A 19,380-nucleotide genomic window follows, 5' to 3' on the forward strand; every position below is an offset into this window, starting at 1 on the left:
TAAAATTTTGCCGGAATCAGTGCCGATTATCGATGCGTCTGCATTGATGAGCGCTGTTGACCGCCGTATCGTAACCTCATAATTTCAGACAACAATTGTTCGCCGTGATGTGGGGCAGGGCGATGACCGATCAAAGTAAAACCGTAACGCGTGTCGATCTCTGCGAAGCCGTCTACCAGAAGGTAGGGCTATCGCGCACGGAATCGTCCGCTTTCGTGGAACTCGTGCTGAAGGAGATCACCGATTGCCTCGAAAAGGGCGAGACGGTGAAATTGTCCTCGTTCGGGTCCTTCATGGTGCGCAAGAAGGGGCAGCGCATCGGCCGTAATCCGAAGACCGGTACCGAGGTGCCGATCTCGCCGCGCCGCGTCATGGTGTTCAAGCCGTCGGCGATCCTGAAGCAGCGGATCAACGGCCAGCACCGCGCCAATGGCGACGCCACCAGCAAGGCTCAGCAAGAGGCGTAACCCTTTCGCAAAGGATTTGGCATTTGGACAAGGCGCCGGATGCGTTCCGAACCATCAGCGAAGTAGCGCAGGAACTCGACATTCCGCAGCACGTGCTGCGGTTCTGGGAGACCCGGTTCTCCCAGATCAAGCCGATGAAGCGCAGCGGCGGCCGCCGCTATTACCGCCCCGACGACGTCGACCTGCTCAAGGGCATCCGCCGGCTGCTCTACGGCGAGGGCTACACCATCCGCGGGGTGCAGCGCATCCTGAAGGAGCACGGCGTCAAATCGGTGCAGGGCCTCGCCGACAGCGCGGCCGCGGTCTCGTTCGGCGCCATCGAGGACGCCATCGGCGCCAGCCTGATGGAGCCCGAGGACGAGGCGCCCATCAAGGGCGACACCGACACCGACGATGACGACTACCAGGGCAACGAAGAGGAAGGCATCGACTTCCGCTTCAGCGAGATCGACGACGAGGAGATCCTCACCACCTTCCGCAAGGGCGGCGTCGCCGCCGCACCCGCCGGCCCCAGCGCACTGGACCGGGAGCGCCTGGGTCGGGCGCTCGCCGACCTCGTCGCAGCGAGGGAGATGCTGGATCAGGCGCTGAAGGACGGGTAGGGCCTTTTAGCCGGCTTTGTGGGCAATTCCGGGCGCTTTGGGCTGCTGATTGAGGAGAGGCCCAAAATGGTGTCTGCCTCGCCTTGCGCGAAGCAGCGATCCTAGCTAATGGAACGGCATTCGGAGCGTGGCGCAGCCCGGTTAGCGCACTAGTCTGGGAGACTAGGGGTCGGAGGTTCAAATCCTCTCGCTCCGACCATTTTCTCAAATCATCTGTCGGGTGGATTGATCGTCGGCGTGGAGTCTCCTCCCGCCGGTGAGGCGTGCGCGTGATCAGCGCATGCCGGCTACTTCGGTGACCGACTACGACAAGAATTTCGAAAACAACCCCATGCACAGTAGCGAAGTCATTGACGGTTAATGTTTTTCCGAAAAAATTTGACGCGTCGGGCAAAACAGTGGCATGATGTCATCCTGCCAGCCGCATCACCCCGCTAACCCAGCTCCGATCCCAACGCCTGCTCGAGCAGCTTCCGGCTCGGCTCGTAGCGATTGATGAACTGATCGATCAGCAGGGGCGTTCGCCCAGTACGGCAGGCTTCGATGGTATCGGTGATGTCGGCGAGCTTCATCTGGATCGCGGGCTGATTGCCGGAGGCGCAGAGTTTGCGGATGTAGTCGAGATAGATCGCGCATTCGGCGGGGCCGACATCCTGGAAGCGGCGGTAGTAATCCGCGTTCGGAGGAGGGGTCTGGATCTCGATGATCTCGCGGGCTTCCCGGCTGACCCCGAGAGCATCGAGCATCTTGCGTCCGCCGCCGCGCTCCATCATCGCGTCGTGCAGGAGGGCAGCTTCGATATGGGCGCGGGTCGCGTCCGGCTTGCGGAAGATGAGACGGAGCGCCACGCGCTCAAAATGCTGCGCCCAGGGTCGGCCGAGATGATCCTTGATGCCGGCCTGCTGCTGGTCCACGGCGGCGATGATGTCAGTGTACCAGGATGCGCTTGGAACGAGCGTCATGCGTTGGTCCCTTCTTGTCTTGCGTGTTTGCGATCCGAATCCTCGGACGAGAGCTCGACGAGCCGCTGCTCGGACGGGCGAACGGCGCGAGTAAGGCTGCGTTGGCTTGCGACATCTTCGACCCGGCGCTGCCAGCCCTCGACCATCGGACGCATCGCAGCTTCCCAGGTACCGAGCGCGGCTTCGATGTCGCCGGCGTGCGCAACGGTCTCCGCGAGCGCGACCGCGTTGACGATGCTGACGCCGGCGCCTTGCCCCAGGCTCGATGGCATCGCATGTGCCGCATCGCCGACGATCGCTGCACGTCCCTTCGACCAGGTCGAGAGCGTCGTCGTTGCGTAGCGGTCGTGACGGCCGGCTTTGCCGACCCGTTGCAATGTCGGTGCGAGATCCGGAAATCGCGCGGTCCAAAGCACGACGGCGATCGGAACGGACGTCGCCTCGAGATCGGTGATGGGCGCCATCAGGCAGAAATAGAAGGCATCCGGGCCACACGGCGTGTAGAGCACCCGCAACGGACGTCCCCGGTAATCATAGTAGTCGTGAATGCTGCTCCATTTGTCGTCACGCAGCCCGTCGCGATCGAGAAGGATCCGCGTGATGCCGTCCTGGTGCGCGACGCGCGTGATCGGAATATCCAGCGCTTTCGCGATGGTCGATCGCACGCCGTCGGCGGCAACGACCAGATCGGCTTCGAGCCGCGTGCCGTCTGCGAGGATCAGGACGCCGCTCGGGTCAGCCGCAACAGCCCGCGATCCGCCGACGATGCTGACGCCGGCGCGCCTTGCTGCATCGATCAGTGCAACATGAAGCAGCGCCCGGGTCGTGGTGACGATGTTTCCTTCCGTGGACGCATTCGATTGCCGCGCGCCGTCGATGTAGACGCAATGCGCGGCAGGTTTGAATGCCCCACGCATGAAATCGTCGTAGGCGCCGGTCTTGCGAAGGGCGTCATGGACGAAACCGTGCACATAGAGACCGGCGCCGACGCTTCTTGGCTCGGGATCGGCCTCGTACACGGAGACGCGCCATCCCGCGCGCGCGAGCACGGCCGCCGCTGCGAGGCCGGCGTAGCCGGCCCCGGCAATCACTGCTGTCCGCGTCATTCGGCCGGTGCCTCAACGGCGTTTGCCCGCGCTGCAACGTCGCGCGCCGACGACGTCGCCTCGAGGGTCTTGCCTTTCGTATTGGGGCCAACCAGCGCCACCACGATGATGCTGACGATCAGCAGGCCGTCGCTCACCAGGAAGAGCGCGAGCCGTCCGTGCAGCACGGCGAAGATTCCGAACGCAAGCAGCAGGAGGATGCCACCGACGCGTCCCCAGGCCGAGGCCATTCCCATCGCCGTCGTCCGAATCTCGGTCGGATAGAGTTCGGGCGTGTAGGTGTAGATGCAGGTCGAACCGTTGCCGAGGAAGAAGGCGGTGAACCATGCACAGGCCATGATCGTCACGGGCGTATTCGCAAGGCCAAACAGCGTGCTGGAGATCCCGATCCCGGCGAAGCAGATCATCAGCCAGTATTTCCGCCCGACGAGATCGAGGAAGTAGCCCGCGCCGATATAGCCGGGGATGAAGCCCGAGAAGATCACCACGGTGAACTCGGTCGATCGCACGATGGAGAAACCATCCATGGCGAGCAACGTCGGAAGCACGGATTGGAAGGTATAGAGAACGCCGTACTCGGTGAACCAGACAAGCCAGAGCATGAGGGTGACAGGCAGGATGGCGGGGGCGACAATCTCGCGCCTGCTGACCGGACGGGTGACGGGCGCCGGGATCGGAACGATCGGTGGCAGAGTGCCACCGTTCGACCGGGCCACCTGCGCTTCGATGGACGCGACGATTCGCTCGGCTTCCTCGGTTCGGCCCTGGCTCACCAGCCATCGCGGGCTCTCGGGAAGGAAGGTCCGCATCAGGCCGATCAGGAGCGCGAACGGGAAGGTGAGCGCGAGCGTCCAGCGCCAGCCGACGGTCGGGATGAGGAGGAGGGCCCAAACGGGGGACAGGGCGATGCCGATCGCGAAGAACGCCATCATCCAGCCGTTGAAGCGGCCGCGAAGCCGCGAGGGCCACAGCTCCGCCAGATAAGGCGGCACCACGCAGCTCTCCATCCCCACGAAGATCCACGTGAAGAAGTTCAGCAGGCAAAAGACCTCGATGCCGGGGGCCAGCGCGCGGGAGGCCGAGAACAGCGAGTAGAGGCCGAGGCTCCAGGTCATGACGGCTTTGCGGCCGAACCGGTCGGCGACGAAGCCGACGAGCACGGAACCGAGCAGGTAGCCGCTCAGCCCGATCGCCGAGGTGACGCCGAGCGCGAGCGGGCCGAGGTTCCATTCGGTCCGAAAAGCTGCGAAGGCAAAGCCGGTGACGGCCGTGTCCAGCGTATCGAAGAACAGTGAAAGCCCAGCAATGATAAGGACTTGAATGTGGAAACGGGAGGGAGGTAGCCGGTCGATTCGGGCAACGAGCCCTTGGGCAGTGATGCTCATGGACGAGATCCTTTGCATGCGCGAAAACGGCCCGGCAGTCGCCCTCGCATCGCACGGCACCTGTGATAGGATTGGCCGTGCATGCACAGTTTATGCACGATGAATAAAGCAAGGCAAGATATTTCATGATGGCCAGCAGACCACCTCCGCCGCCGGGCAAAGGGAAGGGCGTCGAGTTCGCGTACACGGCGCTCCGGCGCGAGATCGTGTCGCTCACCCTGCGACCGGGCTCGCCGCTTGATGAGGCGGCCCTCGCTGCCAGGCTCGGGCTGTCGCGAACCCCTGTGCACGAAGCGCTCGTCAGGCTAGCCTCGGAATCGCTGGTGGTGCTGCTGCCCAACCGCGGCGCGAGCGTCGCAAGTCTCAACTGGGATGACCTCCGCGAGATGCTCGAGGCGCTCGATATCACCCAGCGGCTCGTCACCAGGTGGGCGGCGCTACGCCGAACCGATGCGCAGCTCGCCGAGATCGATGCCGAGCGGGTTGCATTCGAACAGCATGAAGCGGCGGGTCGCGCGGAGGAGATGAACGAGAGCAACTGGCGGTTTCATGCCCTGATCGCCGCCGCCTGCGGCAACAAGCTGATCGAACGCAACTATCTCCACCTCCTCACGCTCGGGCTGCGGATTGCCTATCTGGCCTACGATGCCCAGCATTTTGCTTCGAAGGCCGCATATCAGAAGCACATGAACACGATCCTGACCGAGCACATCGCAATGGTCGCGGCGATCAGGGACGGGGATGCCGACAAGGCGGATGCCCTGGGACGTTCGCACGCCGATCTCGGCCGGCAACGCATTCAGGATGTTCTCACGAGAGGGGTGAGCAATTCGCTGGATATCGCACTCGATCATCCGATCACGATGTTGAAGCAATGATGGTGCGGCCGCTAGCCGGCAATCCTTCGGCCACTCCCTACTTCAAATACCCCACCACCAACCGCGTCGTCTCGTCCACCAGCACCTTCACCATCTTCTCCGACAGCATCTCTCCGTTCAGTACCGTGTTGTGCGCGATGGCTTCGATCGTGCTCACGCACATGAACGCTGCGAGCGCGGGGTCGAGCTTGCGCATCTCCTTGCGGTGGCGTTCGAGATAGGTGCGCACGAGGGCGTGGATTTCGTGGCTGTAGGCTTCGACCTCGGCGAGGTGACCGGAGCGGGGAATCTGCTCGGCGAGGACGCGGTGCAGGTTCGGGTCGATGTGATGGGCCTCGATCGCGACCGTGACGAGGCGGCGCACGGCTTTCTCGATCGGCAGATCGGCGACCTCCGCGAAGGCGGCGCGGACGACATTCATGATCTCCTCGTTGTGACGCTCGATCACGGCGGCGACGAGGGCCTCCTTGCTTGGAAAATATTGGTAGAGCGAGCCGACGCTGACGCCGGCGATCTCGGCGATGTGATTGGTGCTGGCCTTCTCGAAGCCTTCCTTGACCAGAATGCGAGCGGTTGCCTCGACCAGCGCGTCCACCGTGGCGCGGGATCGCTCCTGCGAGGCATTTTTTCGGGGTGTTGTGGGCGGTTTGCGGGCCACGGCTTTGTGATCTGAATGCGAGTAGGAAAAGCGAGTGAATGCTCGCATTATATCGGCAAGTGGCGGCGGGTCGGCAAGCCTCTTCGTCGCCGGGTCGAAACAGCCGGATAGGGATGTGGCGATGAGCGTTGCGAGACTTGTGTCGGCCTTGCAGTTCTGCCCGGGCGGCTGCGTGTTCGGTGCGCGAGCCTCGCGCGATCCCGCGCCGAGCCTGCAGAGCCGCGCCTTCAACCTGCTGCTCGGGCTGCTTCCGCACAAGGAGCGGTTGGCCTCAGTCGAAGCCGTGCAGGCGCATGTGCAGAAGCTCGCCTTGGAGCCGGCCTCGTTCGAGCCGCCAGATCTCGGCGGCGGCGTCGAGGTGATCCTGACCAAGATGGGCGGATGGCCGGTGTACTACACCGCGCCGTCGTCGGGCCATGAAGGCTGCAACTACGTCATGTTCCTGCATGGCGGCGGCTACATCAACGAGATCGTGCCGGCGCATTGGCGCTTCGTCGGCGAGATGACGCGCAAGGCGCACGTCTGTTGCGTCGTGCCGATCTATCCATTGGCGCCGCGGGCGACTGCGAAGGACGTGGTGCCGGCGACGGCCGAGCTGCTCAGGATGCTGCTGGAAGACGCAGGCGACGCGAAGGTGACGGTGGTCGGCAATTCCGCCGGCGCGGGGCTCGCGCTCGCTGCGTGTCAGTGGCTGCGCGATCACGGCCATCCGCAGCCGAGCCGGATGGTGCTGATCTCGCCGGCGGCCGATGCCTCGGTCAGCCGTCCAGAGCAGGTGGCGATCGCCGCACGCGATCCGATCCAGGACATTCCGGGGATCGTCGAGGCAGGACGCCTCTATGCCGGCGAGCTCGACGTCGGCCATCCCTTTGTCAGCCCGCTCAACGGCGCCTTCCGCGCCCTCGCGCCGATGACGATCTTCGCGGGGACGCGCGATCTTCTCTATCCCGACAGCATCGATCTCGCCGAAAAGGCGAGGGCGGTGGGCGTGCCGGTCGAGCTGCATCTTTTGCGCGAGCAGCCGCACAACTTCGCGCTGATGCCGACACCGGAAGGGCGGCGGGCGCGTGCGATCATCTTGCGAGCGGTGGCTTGAAGGAAAGGCGTGACCGTTGTCACAGAGCGCAGCCGCAATAGGGCTGGGGCTGCAAGCCGCTCAGGGAAAAGGCGCCCCCGGGCGTTTCCTCGATCCGTCGTGTTCGGATCAGTAGTTTTGCGGGGCCTTCAGGCGTGGCCCTTGATCTCGTAGTGACCCGGCACGCACTTGTAGCGCTCGAGGCGCCAATTGGCGTGATAGATCGGATGTTCGCCCATCCATTTCGCGAGCGGTGCCTGTGCGCCGACCGCGCACTGCATCATCGAAATCTCGGGCGTCATGTTGCTGTCGGTCACGATTTCCTCGACGCAACTGCCTGAGCTGGCTGCGCCAAGCCGGCAAAGTACGGCAACGACGGTCACGAACATTCCTGTCACCTCATCGGTTGTTTCTGACCACGAGGAGGATGCAAGCGGAGTGCCAGAGCCTGTGACACGCAAACAACACGCTGGCCTAGCCGACTCGACACAGCGTCCGGGGTCCATTCGACGATTCGGATTGTAAAAAGATTGCCCCTAAACCGAAGCCGGACAAATACGGGACGGGCGCAGTACTGCTCGGTGCTGCCCGTGCTCCGAGCGGGGGCTTCGAGGGACGACGGAGCAAGCGCCTCGCCCTTCGAGACGACCGCTTCCAGCGGTCCCTCAGGGTGAGGCTAAGGAACGGTGGTGCTCGTTGAAATTGCGGCCCCATGCTCAGCCCTCATCCTGAGGGCCCGCCTCAGGCGGGCGTCTCGAAGGATGCGCCGCAAGCGACTCTGTCACAAAGCTACAGCCGTGCACTGGCCGTACCTGGAATCACGATAATCCGCGCGCCGAAATAACGCCGAAGATTGCATCGCCGATCCGCTTTCTTTTGCGGATGTCGCGCTGCTACAGTTTTGCGCGCGCCTCGGTCAGCGGCGCCGTGACGAAGAAACATACCGACAAGGGGAGGGACCGAAGTCCCATGAAGGATTTTGCTGGAAAGATTGCGGTCATCACCGGCGGCGGCACGGGAATGGGGCGCGAGCTCGCGCGGCAGCTCGTCGCCGAAGGCTGCAACGTCGCGATGTGCGACGTCTCGGAGGCCGCGATGGCCGAGACTAGGCGGCTGTGCGAGACCGAGAAGCTGCCGCAGGGCCTGCGCGTCACGACGCATGTCGCCGACGTCGCGATCGAGGATCATCTGAAGCGTTTTCGTGACGAGATCGCCGAGCAGCAGAAGACGGATAAGATCCATCTGCTGTTCAACAATGCCGGCATCGGCGGGGGCGGCAGCCTGTTCACCAACACGCGCGAGCAATGGGAGCGCACCTTCAACATCTGCTGGGGCGGCGTCTATCTCGGCGTGCGCACCTTCCTGCCGATGCTGGTCGCGGCGGACGAGGCCCACATCGTCAACACCGCGAGCGTCAACGGCTTCTGGGCCTCGATCGGCATGAACCAGGCGCACACCGCCTACAGCTCGGCCAAGTTCGCGGTGAAGGGATTCACCGAGGCGCTGATCAACGACCTCCGCCTGCACGCGCCGCACGTCAAATGCTCGGTGGTGATGCCCGGTCACATCGGCACCTCGATCGTCTCCAATTCGCGCAAGGTGCAGAGCGCCGATGGATCGGAACGGCTTAGCGACGACGAGGTGGCGCTGACCCGCAAGCGCATGGTGGCGGCCGGCGTGCCGGATGCGGACAAGATGTCGGACGAGGACATCCAGGCGGTGTTCGCCGAGCGCGCTCGCAGCTTTCTGGAGGATGCGCCGACGACGGCCACGCAGGCGGCGAAGATCATTCTCGACGGCGTCAAGGCGGAGCGCTGGCGCATCCTCGTCGGCGAGGACGCAAAACGTCTCGACGAGCGCGTGCGCGCCACGCCGGAGCAGGCTTACGACCGCGCCTTCTACGAAAGTCTCGTGCAGGAGGTGGGCTGGCGGCTTGGTTGAGACGGTCTCCGAGCGGGTACGAATGTAAGCATGATGATCATCATGGCAAGAGATGCGCAGGGCAATCGTGCGTGCCACCTCTTGCCAATGTTCGCCCGCTCCATGACCTGTCGGTATGTCACGCATGCGACATGACGATGTTCAAGCGATGGTGATCTGAAACGCCTCTCATCGGGCGCACGGCCGCTTGGTTGGCGGACTGAAATCGTTTAATTGATGGGGGTAACGCGACGATCGAGCGTAGCTCCAGATGATACCAGCATGCCTCTCCGACGACTGGACCCTTTGCCCGGAACGAGAGGACATTTCCGCTGAGTTCACGCGGCTGCTCACTGCGGCCCAGGAGGGCGGCGCCACGATCGCGGAATGCCTCATGATCGCGCGCCAGCTGAAGCGGGGCGACGACCGGTCCTGGCATCGCGAGTGGAAGAAGCTGGCGCAAACCAATCGGCAGCGCGCCGAAGCCGCGTTCGCGGAGGGCCACAGGGCGAGCGCGCAGCGCAATTGGCTGCGCGCGATGAACTACTATGGTGCCGCGGCGATGCCGCTCGATCTGGCGGATGAGCGCCGCTGGGTCGCGGTGCTGGCGATGCAGGATTGCGCCCGGCGCTACCTCGCCGCGCGCAGCCCGGCCGGCGAAGTCGTGACGATACCCTGGCTCGACGGGCATTCGCTGCAGGGCTACTTCGTTCCTGCGCCGTCAGCCGGCGGGCGGGCTCCGACCGTGATCTGCATCGGCGAGCCCGGTCACCGCAAGGAAGAGTTCCTGATCAAGCTCGTGCCGCACGCGCGCGAGCGTGGCTTCTCGATGCTGGCCATCGACCTCTTCGGCGACCAGCGCGACGATTTTCTCGACGCGCTGTTGCGGCGCCGGGATCTCGAGAGCGCGATCCCTGGCGTCATGGACTATCTGGAGACGCGCGGTGACGTCGACTTCGCGCGCGTCGGGATCATCGCCGATGGCTGGGGCTCGTCGTTCGTCTCGCGCGCGGTGTTGCAGGAGCCGCGGCTTGCCGCCGCCGTCTGCGACGGCGGCCTGTGGGACCTGCACGAGCGGGCCTTCTTTGCCAGCCGGTTCGCGATGAGCGACGTCAGCATCGTCCCGGTGCCGCATGCGCCGCTCATGGCCTCCAGCGCCGAGTGCCCGGTGCTGATCACGCTCGGCGAGGACGGTTGGCTCAAGGCCGATCGGGCGCGTCAGATCGTCCGGAACTCCAGGCTCGGCGGTTCGGACGTCATGCTGAAGGTGTTCACTGCGGCCGAGACCGGCGCGGCACAGAGCCATGCGGACAATCCCAGCCTTGCCAACGAATACATCTTCGACTGGCTCGAATCGCGGCTCGGTGCCGCCGCGCGCATCTAGCGGCGGTGGCCCGGATTGGGCCGGGTGTCAGAAGTCCAGGCTCAGACGGACGCAGGCCTTTTCGAGACGGCTCTTCAGCGTCGCGAGCTTGGTGGTGAATTCGGTGAGCTCGGCCTCGTCGAATTCCTGGAAGACGAATTCCCTGATGGTCTTGTACTGCTCGTTGAGGCTCGCCAGGTGCTTCTGCGTCTTGTCGGTCAGGGACAGCCGGACCACCCTGGCGTCGGTCGGCGAGGGGCGGCGGCGCAACAGGCCCTTCTTTTCGAGCAGCTTGGACTGGGTGGTGACGAAGGACGGATCGACGTGGAGGAGCTTGGACACGACGTTGACCGGGATGCCGTCGTCCTTGTCGAGGTCGGAGATGGCCATCAGGATCAGCCATTGCGGGCCGCTGATGCCGAGCGTCCTCGCCCAGAACTGACGCAGCTCCTCGAGATACAGGTTGATCGACGATATCTCCCAGGTGAAGCGCCTGATGATATCCAGGTTGCCGATGGTGCGCAGGCGCGCTCCCTCTTTCCTCGTCGCGGACACAGCGTCACTCCGTGAACCGGTTGTTCAGATCAGTGTTCGTGGAATGTCATAGTCCACGCAAGCCTGCTCTGACGCAAGTGCAGAGCAGGGTAATTTTGTCACCAAAACCACAAAGATGACCGGCTCAGCAGATTTGCCCGGCCCGGGTGTTGCGGCCGGGGCACAGGTTTAGCGAAACCAGTAACCTGATCTAATAAACTATTTTAATTAGCGGAACAGCGCAGGCATATTGACCGCGACGGTGGGGGGTACTCGATCGTCCCGTTGCAGGTGGTTCGCTCACGTCCCTCGCCTCGAAAGCGGGTGTCCGAAAGCGCAAAGCGGCCGAGCGGATTTGAGAGAGACGGAGATCTGGGGGGCCTCACGGTCCGGTCTCCGCAAAATGAGCAACTTGGAGGTTTTAAATGAAAGTGGTGAAGAGCCTTTTGCTCGGCACTGCGGCGGGTCTGATCGCCGTCGGTGGAGCCCAGGCGGCCGATCTTCCGGTCAAGGCCAAGGCGGTCGAGTACGTCAAGATCTGCTCGCTGTACGGCGCGGGCTTCTACTACATCCCGGGCAGCGACACCTGCATCAAGCTGGGCGGCTATCTGCGTGCCGAAGTGGCGCTGAACGCCGGCGGCAATTACAGCGCCCAGTACAACGGCGTGTTCGCGGCCAACAACCGCCTGACCAACTACTACTCGATGCGCGCTCGTGAAGATCTCAACATCGACACGCGCACCGCGACCGAGTACGGCGTGGTCCGCACCTATTTCGATGCGGTCTTCACCTGGACGACCGGCAGCTATGTCGGCACCGGCTCTGGCACGGGCGCGACCGCCTATAGTGCCACGACGGCCGGCACATCCAACCTCAACCCGACTGATGGCGGCATCTCGGGCGGTTCGCTCGGCGTCTACTACGCCTTCATCCAGTTCGCCGGCTTCACCCTGGGCAAGTCGGTGTCGCAGTTCGACGCGCCCTGGATCAACTATCCCGGCAACAACTTCGACCAGCTCGTCGGCGGCAGCGGCACCACCAACGGCGTACCGCAGATCACCTACACGGCCGATTTCGGCCAGGGCGTGACGGCGACGTTCTCGGTGCAGGATCAGACGCAGATCTTCCAGACCAACATCTGGAATACCGCGGGCATGACGACCTCGGGCGTTCTCGGCGGCGCCTACGGCTCGAGCGATTTCGGCGGCACCCGCTCTCCCGACATCGTCGGCGCGGTCCGGGTCGACCAGGCCTGGGGCCTGTTCCAGGCGTCGGTCGCTGCGCACGACAACCATACCGGCTATTACGGTGCGACCGAAGTCACCGGTCATCCCGAAGACAAGTGGGGCTGGGCGGTTCAGCTCGCTCTCTCGATCAAGAACATTCCGACCGGCGCCGGCGACGTGATCAACGTCTCGGGCGTCTACACCGAAGGCGCGAGCCGCTACAACTTCCAGGAGCTGGCCGCGACCAGCTACTCGATGTTCGGCAGCTCGAACGCCGCCTACCAGAGCATCGGCTTCGCCGGCGTCTCTGACGCGGTGTTCGGCCCCGGCGGCAACCTCGAGCTGACCAAGACCTACGGCTTCCGTGGTGCCTACACCCACAACTGGAGCCCGTACTGGAATACGGCGCTCTACGGCGCGTGGGCTGCGGTCAACTACAACAGCACGGCGAAGGGCCTGATCTGCGGCAGCGCCGCGTTCGCGACCCTGACCGGCACCTGCAATCCGGACTTCAACATCGGCCAGGTGGGCGTCATCACCCGCTGGACGCCGGTGAAGAACCTGACCTTCTCGGCCGACTTCGTCTACAGCCATCTCGACCAGAAGTATTCGGGCGTGATCACGACCCCAGCGCTGACGAGCGTCGCCAAGCCGGCGGCGGCCTACGAGCTGAAGGACCAGGACACCTACAGCCTCCTGCTGCGCGCCCAGCGCAACTGGTAAGCTCGAAGCTTTCGAACTTGATGAAGCCCCGGCGGGAAAACCGCCGGGGCTTTTTCGCAAGGACGGGCATTCGGAAAATCGGCTGGCCTTTGCAGAGGACGAAGACGAGCCATGCGATCCGATCGCCTCAAACTTATTTACTTACCTGAGTTACTAAGCTATATACCGACCAGCCAAATACGAAAGTTGCGGCTCTTAGCTTCACGCTAAGCCTCCAGAAACCTCCGGTGATGCCCCGCCGGAGGTTTTTTGTTGTCTGGAGCACGGCGCTGCATCAGCCGCGCATCACGCGAGCGCGCGTGTTCGGCCGGTAGGCGAGGCGGCTGTGACCGGCGCAATAGGGCTGGCCGTCGGGAGCCGTGTTGCCGCAGAAGCAGAAATCGTCTTCGCCCGGCGTCGAGATCGGCCATCGGCAGCGGTTCTCGGACAGCTCCAGCAGCGAGCAGCGATTGGCCTCGTCGATGGGGCCCGCGGCTGCGGGGCCATCGCTCTCGCCATAAATCGTGGCGAGCATCTCATATTGCAGCCGCGGCACGGCCCTCCGCGTGCGCGCCGGCGCAAAGCCCCTGTCCTGGTCCTTGCGGTCGTCGGCCGCCCGGCCGCGCGTCAGATTCAGCCGGGACAGCTTGCCGATCACGGCGTTGCGGCTGACGCCGATGTCGGCGGCGATCTCGCGGCAGGAGAGGCCGGCCTCGAAGTGCCGCTTCAGCAGTTCAATGCGATCGTCGGTCCAGGTGGGCGAAGTGGTCGGTGAGAGAACAGGCATGTGTAACGATCCCAGGTTGCAGATGTCGGCCATCCGCCCTCTCGAGATCCGTCCGCCTCACGCACCGAGCGCACTCACGTCCTGCCATTGTCGCGGATCGACAAGAGCCCGTCCTTGATGGCGAGACGGATGCCTTCCTCGATCAATGTCCGTGCGACGCCGGGAACGCTGGTGCCGTGGGTGCCCTGTCTCACCAGCTTCTCCAGATAGGCGATGGTCGAGAGCGCCAAGGTAACGGGAATGCGGTCAGTCTCGGCTTTTTCGGTGGCCATGGCCCGAACGCTAGCCTCTTACTCGGGTACATAAAAGTAACGATTAAGACTCTATTTAGGTTCGGGGGTGGAAGTCAAATCAGCGCCGGGGCAGCGGCTCACCTTGTTGGAATCGCTTGGGAATCGAACACGCCGCGGCGCGCCGCGGGGAAGACCGGGCGGCGGCTTGATGTCGGCAGGTCGGGGAAGGGCCCGGCGGGCTCAGCCGTGCACGATCGCCTTTTCGATCATGCAATGGATGCCCTTGGCGCCGTTGACGGTCTGGGTCACCCTGAGATCGGCGGCCAGGCTGCACAGCGTGTAGGCGTCCTCGCGCGACAGATTTCGCGTCTCGCCGAGCAGCGCGATCATGTCGCGCAGCGCGCGCACCACGCACTGGTCGAGGTCGGGGTCCATGGCCATGGTCATGTAGTGCGTCGCCGTCTCGGCGCGGGGGTAGTCGAGCCTGAGGTCCTTGCGCAGCGTCAGGCGGAAGCGGCCCTGGAGCGCGGTCTCGATCGCGGTGACGCAGACCTCGCCGTCGCCCTGCACGCCATGGCCGTCACCGCAGGAGAACATCGCGCCCGGAACGAACACCGGCAGATACAGCGTCGCGCCGGCGCCGAGCTCCTTGTTGTCGAGATTGCCGCCCATCGCGCGCGGGATCAGCGAGGAGATGCGGCCCCAGGCCGGTGGCGGCGAAACGCCCATCACGCCGAAGAACGGCTTGAGAGGCAGGTCGAGGCCCCACGGCATGCGGCCGGTCATCCGCGACCGGTCGAGCGGGATGTTGAGGATGCGCGTCTCGTGGAAATCGTCGGGCAGGGTCCCGGACAGCGGTTTGATCATGTTCCAGCCCCAATCCTGCCGGAGCTGGACGTCGAGGATCTCGACCGCGAGCACGTCGCCGGGCTCGGCCCCCTTGACCGCGATCGGACCGGTGAGGATGTGGCCGGGCAGCATGCGCTCGTTCTTCGCATGAACCTCGTGCATCTCGGGCGGAATGTGAAATTTGTCCCGGTCGGGCAGCATGTCGGGGCCGCCGCTGATGGTGTCGACCGTCACCTCGTCGCCGCTGGCAATGGTGAGGACGGGCTGAAGCGCGGCTTCGAAGAAGCCCCAATGGCAGGTTTCGGGGCTGGAATGCATGTGATGATGGGTCATTTGTCGCGTCCGCTCGGTTTCATCGGCCGTGGGCTTGACCCAACGATCGATCCTCTTTCAAGAAGATTTCTGAAGATGGCGGGGCCGGTCAAGCCCTGCACAGACAGGCACGATGATTTCAGCGAGGCTCCCCTGTTTTTTGTGCTTTCCAAGACCCTCGGCGTTGCGCTGCTGCCGATCAATCTCCTGGTCGAGCTCGGGATCCTGTCCGTCGTGCTGATGGCGACGCGCTTTGCCGCGCTCGGCCGCAGGCTTGCTGTGATCACGCTGGTGGTGCTGGGGCTCGCTGCGTTCTCGCCGCTCGGCAATCTCCTGATCTATCCGCTGGAGTCGCGCTTTCCGGCGTGGGATGCCTCGCGCGGCGCGCCGGACGGCATCATCGTGCTCGGCGGCTCCGTCGACACCGATCTGTCGGCGGCGCACCGCACGCCGGTCGTCGCGCACGCGGCCGATCGTCTGTTCGCGCCGGCCGAGCTCGCGCGGCGCTATCCGAACGCGCGTATCGTCTTCACCGGAGGCTCAGCGAACCTGGTTTCGACCGACGCGAAGGAGGCCGACTACTCTGCGCCGATCCTGGAGAATCTCGGCATACCGAAGCAGCGCCTGATCCTCGAACGCGACTCCCGCAACACCTGGGAGAATGCGATCTTCACCAAGAAATTGGTATCGCCAAAGCCGGGCGAGCGCTGGCTCCTGGTGACGTCGGCATTCCACATGCCGCGCTCGATGGGGATCTTCCGCAAGGCCGGATTTGACGTCGAGGCCTATCCCGTGGACTGGCGGATGGGGGGACGAGACGATCTGTTTTCCTTCACCAATGTCGGAGCGGACGGGCTGGGCCGAACCGAAGTCGCCGTCCGCGAGTGGATCGGCCTCGTCGCCTACCGTCTGATGGGCCGGACCGGCGAGTTGCTTCCGGGACCGGGCAAGGACTAGAACGAGGGTCGCAAAACAACAACACACGGCGCGCGATCGCCGGCCGGGAGGACCGCCATGCAGGAGCAGAGCGCAGAGAGGATCGATCTTGCCGGCCTCGTCGCCGACCTCAACAGCCTGCTGCGGCTGAAGACGACGGTGATCGGCATGAGGCTGTTCGCAACGGCCGCGGAGATGGAGGCGATCCCGAAGATCCGGCGTCCGAACGCAATTCACACCACCGATCAGATCGTCAGCATGGCCGCGCGCCTCGGATGGACCGTCGGCATTACCGCCGACGACCTCGTCGGCGCGCAATGCCGTGCGGTGATCGGCCTTGCGCCGCAGGACGAGAAATGGCTCGCCGGCGAAAACTATGTCGGGGTCTGGCACTGCACCGCAGAGGATGCGCGCAGGCGCCAGGAGGCGCTGGACGTGGTTCCGTTCGGGCAATATCAGGCGCTCGCCGTCAGTCCGCTGGCGAGCGGCCGGCTCGATCCGCCCGACATCTGCCTGGTCTATGCGACGCCGGGGCAGATGATCATCCTGATCAACGGGCTGCAATATACCGGCTACAAGAAGTTCGAATGGGGCGTGGTCGGCGAGACCGCGTGCGCGGATTCCTGGGGGCGGGCGCTCAAGACCGGGGAGCCCAGCCTGTCCTTGCCATGCTATGCCGAACGGCGCTATGGCGGCGTGCCGGACGAGGAGATGCTGATGGCCTTGAAGCCGTCGCATCTCGCCAAGGCAGTCGAAGGCATGAAGGCGCTGGCCAGGAACGGCCTGCGCTATCCGATCCCGCCCTATGGCATTCAAAGCGACGTCCGTGCCGGCATGGGCGTGAGTTATGCGAAGAAGTAAAGGCCGACCATGAGCTCTGCGAAATTCGACATCGTCGTCTACGGCGCGACCGGCTTCACCGGCCAGCTCGTCGCCGAATATCTGACGACGCACTACAAGGACGACAAGTCCCTGAAATGGGCGATGGCGGGCCGCCGCCTCGACAAGCTGAAATCGGTGCGCGACGCGATCGGCGCGCCGGCGGACACGCCGCTGATCGTGGCGGATGCGTCGGATGCGGCGTCGCTGAAGGCGATGGTCGCTCAGACGAGATCGGTGATCACGACGGTGGGGCCGTATCAGTTCTATGGCGAGGACCTGCTCGCGGCCTGCGTCGCTGCGGGTGCGGATTATTTCGATCTCTGCGGCGAGCCGGTCTGGATGCGGCAGATGATCGACAAGTACGAGGCGGCGGCCAAGGCGAGCGGCGCGCGCATCGTGTTCTCCTGCGGCTACGACTCCGTGCCGTTCGAGCTCGGCACGTTCTTCGTGCAGGAAGAGGCCAGGCGCGTGTTCGGCGCGCCGGCCGCGCGCGTGAAGGGCCGTGTGCGCGACATGCGCGGCACGCTGTCAGGCGGCACCGCGGCGAGTGCGAAGGCGACCTTCGATGCGGTCGCCAAGGACCTCAGCCTCGTCGCCATTCTCAACGACCATTTTGCGCTGACGCCTGATTTCACCGGCCCGAAGCAGCCGAAAGGCAACAGGGCGGCTTACGAGGAGGATCTGCAATCCTGGGCCGCCCCGTTCATGATGGCGTTGATCAACACCCGCAACGTCCATCGTTCCAACATGCTGATGGGCTTTCCCTACGGCCGCGAGTTCGTCTACGACGAGATGGTCCTGACCGGTCCAGGCGAGAAGGGCGAGGCCAACGCCAAGCGCGTGATGGCGGTCAACGCCGAGAAGACCGGTCCTAACGCGCCGAAGCCGGGCGAAGGGCCGTCGAAGGAGGAGCGCGAGAACGGCTTGTTCGATCTGCTCTACGTCGCGATCGCGCCGGACGGACGCCAGGTCTGCGCCGGCGTCACCGGCGACCGCGATCCCGGCTACGGCTCGACTTCCAAGATGATCTCCGAATGCGCCATCTGCCTGCTGCGTGATGCGACGGATGTTCCGGGCGGCTTCTGGACGCCGGGCGCAGCGATGCAGCACAAGCTGATCAAGCGGCTGGTCGATCACGCTGGGTTGACGTTCAGGGTGGAGAAGTGAGCCGTCGCCTTTCTCACCTGTTGCAGGACCGGGCTTTCATTCTCAAGCCGTCTCGCGCGTTGAGCAGGAGCAGGGTGATGTTCGCAGCTCCAGCGACAAGCTCAAGAGCCTGGACCGCATAGAAGACTGCATCGAGCTCGGCGGCCTTGGCCTTGTGTGCGAGAAAGAAAGCGGCGGGGACAAGCACGAGAAGGCCGTTGGCCGCGATCAGCGGCATTCGCTTGATCTTCGCGCCGATCAGGCCGGCTCGCCGCCCCTGTGACAGCGCAAGGCCTGATCCGGTCGTCGCCGCAAGCGCAGGGATCAGCACGAGAAAGCCCCATGGTATGGCAGTCTTGACGGCAGTGATGGCGGATTGGGACGCGAAGAGCTCGCTGAACGCAGTAGAGAGCCAGAAAGTCGAGATCGTGAGAAGCGCGGTCCCGCCTGCAATGGGATGAATCATCTTGATCACGGCCTGTTTCCCTTCTCCGGATGATGGTTATCGTTCGAGCCCCGAGGCGACCCTGGTGGGCGCGATGCGACCGCCGCGAACGTGACCCGGCCCTCTGCGGGGCGCGTTTCATGACGTAAGATTTCCGCTGCTACCGCTTCGTGCGACGCAGAAATCGGGCCCGCCCCTCGGAGAAGCGGCGGCCTCAGAACGGCATTCGGTGGGGTAGGCTGGATCGCGTGGCGCATCACGGGCATGACAAACTCTCGCGTTTGGTCCAATATGACATCATGGTGTCGAAAGTCGGCGCCAGCGATAGCCTGATTGACATTATCATGTCAATATGGATTTATGGAGTCATTATGCGCGCTATCAAGCGATCTCCGGCGGGTGACGCCATGACCGATCTCGTTCTCGACCTATTCAGGGTCAATAACCTGACCTTGACGTGGGGCGATCGCTTGGTCGCCCCACTCGGACTGACCAGCGCCCGCTGGCAGATTCTGGGGGCGATCGTTGGCGCGGACCGTGCGCGGCCGGTCGCCTGGCTCGCCCGCGACCTCGGCGCTAACCGCCAGAACGTTCAGCGTATCGTCAATGACCTGGCCCATGAAGGGCTCGTCACCTTTGAACCCAATCCACATCATCGCCGCGCCCATCTCGTGGTCATGACCGACAAGGGACTGAAGACCTACGATGCTGCCATCCGCCTGTATGACCCCAAGATCAACTCGCTGGTACAAGGACTCCCGATTGAAGAGATCAAGACCGCCGGCCGCCTCATCAAGGCGCTGCGCAAGAAGCTCGAACAGGAAGTGAGCATTGCAGATGCCTGACCAGACCTTTGCGCAGCGTCCATTTGAATATCCTGGACGACAATGCGGCGCCGAACCGCGACGCTCC

Annotated in this window: 21 protein-coding genes and 1 tRNA gene; 12 read left to right on the forward strand and 10 right to left on the reverse strand. The window is 64.0% G+C overall.

The window, feature by feature from the left end:
* The first annotated feature begins 122 nt into the window (after positions 1 to 122).
* The 3 genes from H1B27_RS16640 (at position 123) to H1B27_RS16650 (ending at position 1,268) form a co-directional block, all read left to right on the forward strand.
* Positions 123 to 467, forward strand: a complete 345-nt coding sequence (locus tag H1B27_RS16640) for an integration host factor subunit alpha (RefSeq protein ID WP_028136003.1) — start codon at positions 123 to 125, stop codon at positions 465 to 467.
* Between the two features lie 23 nt (positions 468 to 490).
* Positions 491 to 1,069, forward strand: a complete 579-nt coding sequence (locus H1B27_RS16645; protein ID WP_197966787.1) for a MerR family transcriptional regulator — start codon at positions 491 to 493, stop codon at positions 1,067 to 1,069.
* Positions 1,070 to 1,190: 121 nt separating this feature from the next.
* Positions 1,191 to 1,268 (forward strand) — tRNA-Pro (locus tag H1B27_RS16650).
* Positions 1,269 to 1,503: 235 nt separating this feature from the next.
* Here the strand turns inward: H1B27_RS16650 and H1B27_RS16655 are convergent.
* Genes H1B27_RS16655 through H1B27_RS16665 form a run of 3 tightly spaced genes read right to left on the reverse strand, consistent with a single transcriptional unit; the run spans position 1,504 to position 4,522 of the window.
* Positions 1,504 to 2,031, reverse strand: coding sequence for a hypothetical protein (locus H1B27_RS16655; RefSeq protein ID WP_061877783.1), 528 nt, complete (start codon positions 2,029 to 2,031; stop codon positions 1,504 to 1,506).
* On the reverse strand, positions 2,028 to 3,137 hold the full coding sequence (locus tag H1B27_RS16660; RefSeq protein WP_197966788.1) for an FAD-dependent oxidoreductase: 1,110 nt from the start codon (positions 3,135 to 3,137) through the stop codon (positions 2,028 to 2,030). The genes H1B27_RS16655 and H1B27_RS16660 overlap by 4 nt, the downstream gene beginning before the upstream one ends.
* Positions 3,134 to 4,522 (reverse strand): MFS transporter, encoded by a 1,389-nt coding sequence (locus H1B27_RS16665; protein ID WP_197966789.1) that lies wholly within the window; start codon positions 4,520 to 4,522, stop codon positions 3,134 to 3,136. The genes H1B27_RS16660 and H1B27_RS16665 overlap by 4 nt, the downstream gene beginning before the upstream one ends.
* 125 nt (positions 4,523 to 4,647) lie before the next feature.
* On the opposite strand from H1B27_RS16665, the gene H1B27_RS16670 reads away from it, so the two are divergent.
* Positions 4,648 to 5,400: a GntR family transcriptional regulator gene (locus tag H1B27_RS16670; protein ID WP_082821959.1), complete on the forward strand. Its 753-nt coding sequence runs from the start codon at positions 4,648 to 4,650 to the stop codon at positions 5,398 to 5,400.
* Positions 5,401 to 5,437: 37 nt separating this feature from the next.
* Here the strand turns inward: H1B27_RS16670 and H1B27_RS16675 are convergent, their stop codons facing one another.
* Positions 5,438 to 5,995 (reverse strand): TetR/AcrR family transcriptional regulator, encoded by a 558-nt coding sequence (locus tag H1B27_RS16675; protein ID WP_311976952.1) that lies wholly within the window; start codon positions 5,993 to 5,995, stop codon positions 5,438 to 5,440.
* 184 nt (positions 5,996 to 6,179) lie between these two features.
* Here H1B27_RS16675 and H1B27_RS16680 point away from each other — a divergent pair, with 184 nt between their 5' ends.
* Positions 6,180 to 7,154 (forward strand): alpha/beta fold hydrolase, encoded by a 975-nt coding sequence (locus tag H1B27_RS16680; protein WP_061877788.1) that lies wholly within the window; start codon positions 6,180 to 6,182, stop codon positions 7,152 to 7,154.
* Positions 7,155 to 7,282: 128 nt separating this feature from the next.
* On the opposite strand, the gene H1B27_RS16685 is transcribed toward H1B27_RS16680, so the two are convergent.
* Positions 7,283 to 7,522, reverse strand: coding sequence for a hypothetical protein (locus H1B27_RS16685; RefSeq protein WP_028178804.1), 240 nt, complete (start codon positions 7,520 to 7,522; stop codon positions 7,283 to 7,285).
* Between the two features lie 580 nt (positions 7,523 to 8,102).
* On the opposite strand from H1B27_RS16685, the gene H1B27_RS16690 reads away from it, so the two are divergent.
* The gene (locus H1B27_RS16690) at positions 8,103 to 9,074 is read left to right on the forward strand and encodes an SDR family NAD(P)-dependent oxidoreductase (protein ID WP_197966791.1); all 972 of its coding nucleotides are present in this window, start codon (positions 8,103 to 8,105) and stop codon (positions 9,072 to 9,074) included.
* Between the two features lie 250 nt (positions 9,075 to 9,324).
* Positions 9,325 to 10,437, forward strand: coding sequence for an alpha/beta hydrolase family protein (locus H1B27_RS16695; protein ID WP_061877790.1), 1,113 nt, complete (start codon positions 9,325 to 9,327; stop codon positions 10,435 to 10,437).
* A gap of 27 nt (positions 10,438 to 10,464) precedes the next feature.
* On the opposite strand, the gene H1B27_RS16700 is transcribed toward H1B27_RS16695, so the two are convergent.
* Positions 10,465 to 10,971, reverse strand: a complete 507-nt coding sequence (locus tag H1B27_RS16700) for a MarR family winged helix-turn-helix transcriptional regulator (protein ID WP_028178807.1) — start codon at positions 10,969 to 10,971, stop codon at positions 10,465 to 10,467.
* A gap of 404 nt (positions 10,972 to 11,375) precedes the next feature.
* Here H1B27_RS16700 and H1B27_RS16705 point away from each other — a divergent pair, with 404 nt between their 5' ends.
* Complete coding sequence (locus tag H1B27_RS16705) at positions 11,376 to 12,899, forward strand: porin (protein ID WP_197966792.1); 1,524 nt, start codon at positions 11,376 to 11,378, stop codon at positions 12,897 to 12,899.
* A gap of 274 nt (positions 12,900 to 13,173) precedes the next feature.
* Here the strand turns inward: H1B27_RS16705 and H1B27_RS16710 are convergent, their stop codons facing one another.
* The 3 genes from H1B27_RS16710 to H1B27_RS16720 all read right to left on the reverse strand — a co-directional run bounded on the left by H1B27_RS16710 (position 13,174) and on the right by H1B27_RS16720 (position 15,080).
* Complete coding sequence (locus H1B27_RS16710) at positions 13,174 to 13,665, reverse strand: GcrA family cell cycle regulator (protein ID WP_197966793.1); 492 nt, start codon at positions 13,663 to 13,665, stop codon at positions 13,174 to 13,176.
* 74 nt (positions 13,666 to 13,739) lie between these two features.
* Complete coding sequence (locus tag H1B27_RS16715; RefSeq protein ID WP_024341172.1) at positions 13,740 to 13,937, reverse strand: hypothetical protein; 198 nt, start codon at positions 13,935 to 13,937, stop codon at positions 13,740 to 13,742.
* Between the two features lie 201 nt (positions 13,938 to 14,138).
* Positions 14,139 to 15,080 carry an acetamidase/formamidase family protein gene (locus H1B27_RS16720; protein WP_197966794.1) on the reverse strand — a complete coding sequence of 314 codons (942 nt, stop codon included), beginning with the start codon at positions 15,078 to 15,080 and terminating at the stop codon, positions 14,139 to 14,141.
* 168 nt (positions 15,081 to 15,248) lie between these two features.
* On the opposite strand from H1B27_RS16720, the gene H1B27_RS16725 reads away from it, so the two are divergent.
* From H1B27_RS16725 to H1B27_RS16735, 3 genes are read left to right on the forward strand one after another with little or no spacing between them, the layout of a single operon-like run.
* The gene (locus H1B27_RS16725; RefSeq protein ID WP_246515483.1) at positions 15,249 to 16,016 is read left to right on the forward strand and encodes a YdcF family protein; all 768 of its coding nucleotides are present in this window, start codon (positions 15,249 to 15,251) and stop codon (positions 16,014 to 16,016) included.
* Between the two features lie 57 nt (positions 16,017 to 16,073).
* Positions 16,074 to 16,856 (forward strand): DUF169 domain-containing protein, encoded by a 783-nt coding sequence (locus tag H1B27_RS16730; protein WP_197966795.1) that lies wholly within the window; start codon positions 16,074 to 16,076, stop codon positions 16,854 to 16,856.
* Between the two features lie 9 nt (positions 16,857 to 16,865).
* Positions 16,866 to 18,044 (forward strand): saccharopine dehydrogenase family protein, encoded by a 1,179-nt coding sequence (locus H1B27_RS16735; RefSeq protein WP_197966796.1) that lies wholly within the window; start codon positions 16,866 to 16,868, stop codon positions 18,042 to 18,044.
* A 13-nt stretch (positions 18,045 to 18,057) separates the two neighbouring features.
* Here the strand turns inward: H1B27_RS16735 and H1B27_RS16740 are convergent, their stop codons facing one another.
* The gene (locus tag H1B27_RS16740) at positions 18,058 to 18,498 is read right to left on the reverse strand and encodes a hypothetical protein (protein WP_197966797.1); all 441 of its coding nucleotides are present in this window, start codon (positions 18,496 to 18,498) and stop codon (positions 18,058 to 18,060) included.
* A 341-nt stretch (positions 18,499 to 18,839) separates the two neighbouring features.
* Here H1B27_RS16740 and H1B27_RS16745 point away from each other — a divergent pair, with 341 nt between their 5' ends.
* Positions 18,840 to 19,313: a MarR family winged helix-turn-helix transcriptional regulator gene (locus H1B27_RS16745; RefSeq protein ID WP_197966798.1), complete on the forward strand. Its 474-nt coding sequence runs from the start codon at positions 18,840 to 18,842 to the stop codon at positions 19,311 to 19,313.
* Positions 19,314 to 19,380 lie beyond the last annotated feature (67 nt).

It is taken from the genome of Bradyrhizobium diversitatis, assembly GCF_016031635.1.
GTDB lineage: Bacteria > Pseudomonadota > Alphaproteobacteria > Rhizobiales > Xanthobacteraceae > Bradyrhizobium > Bradyrhizobium diversitatis.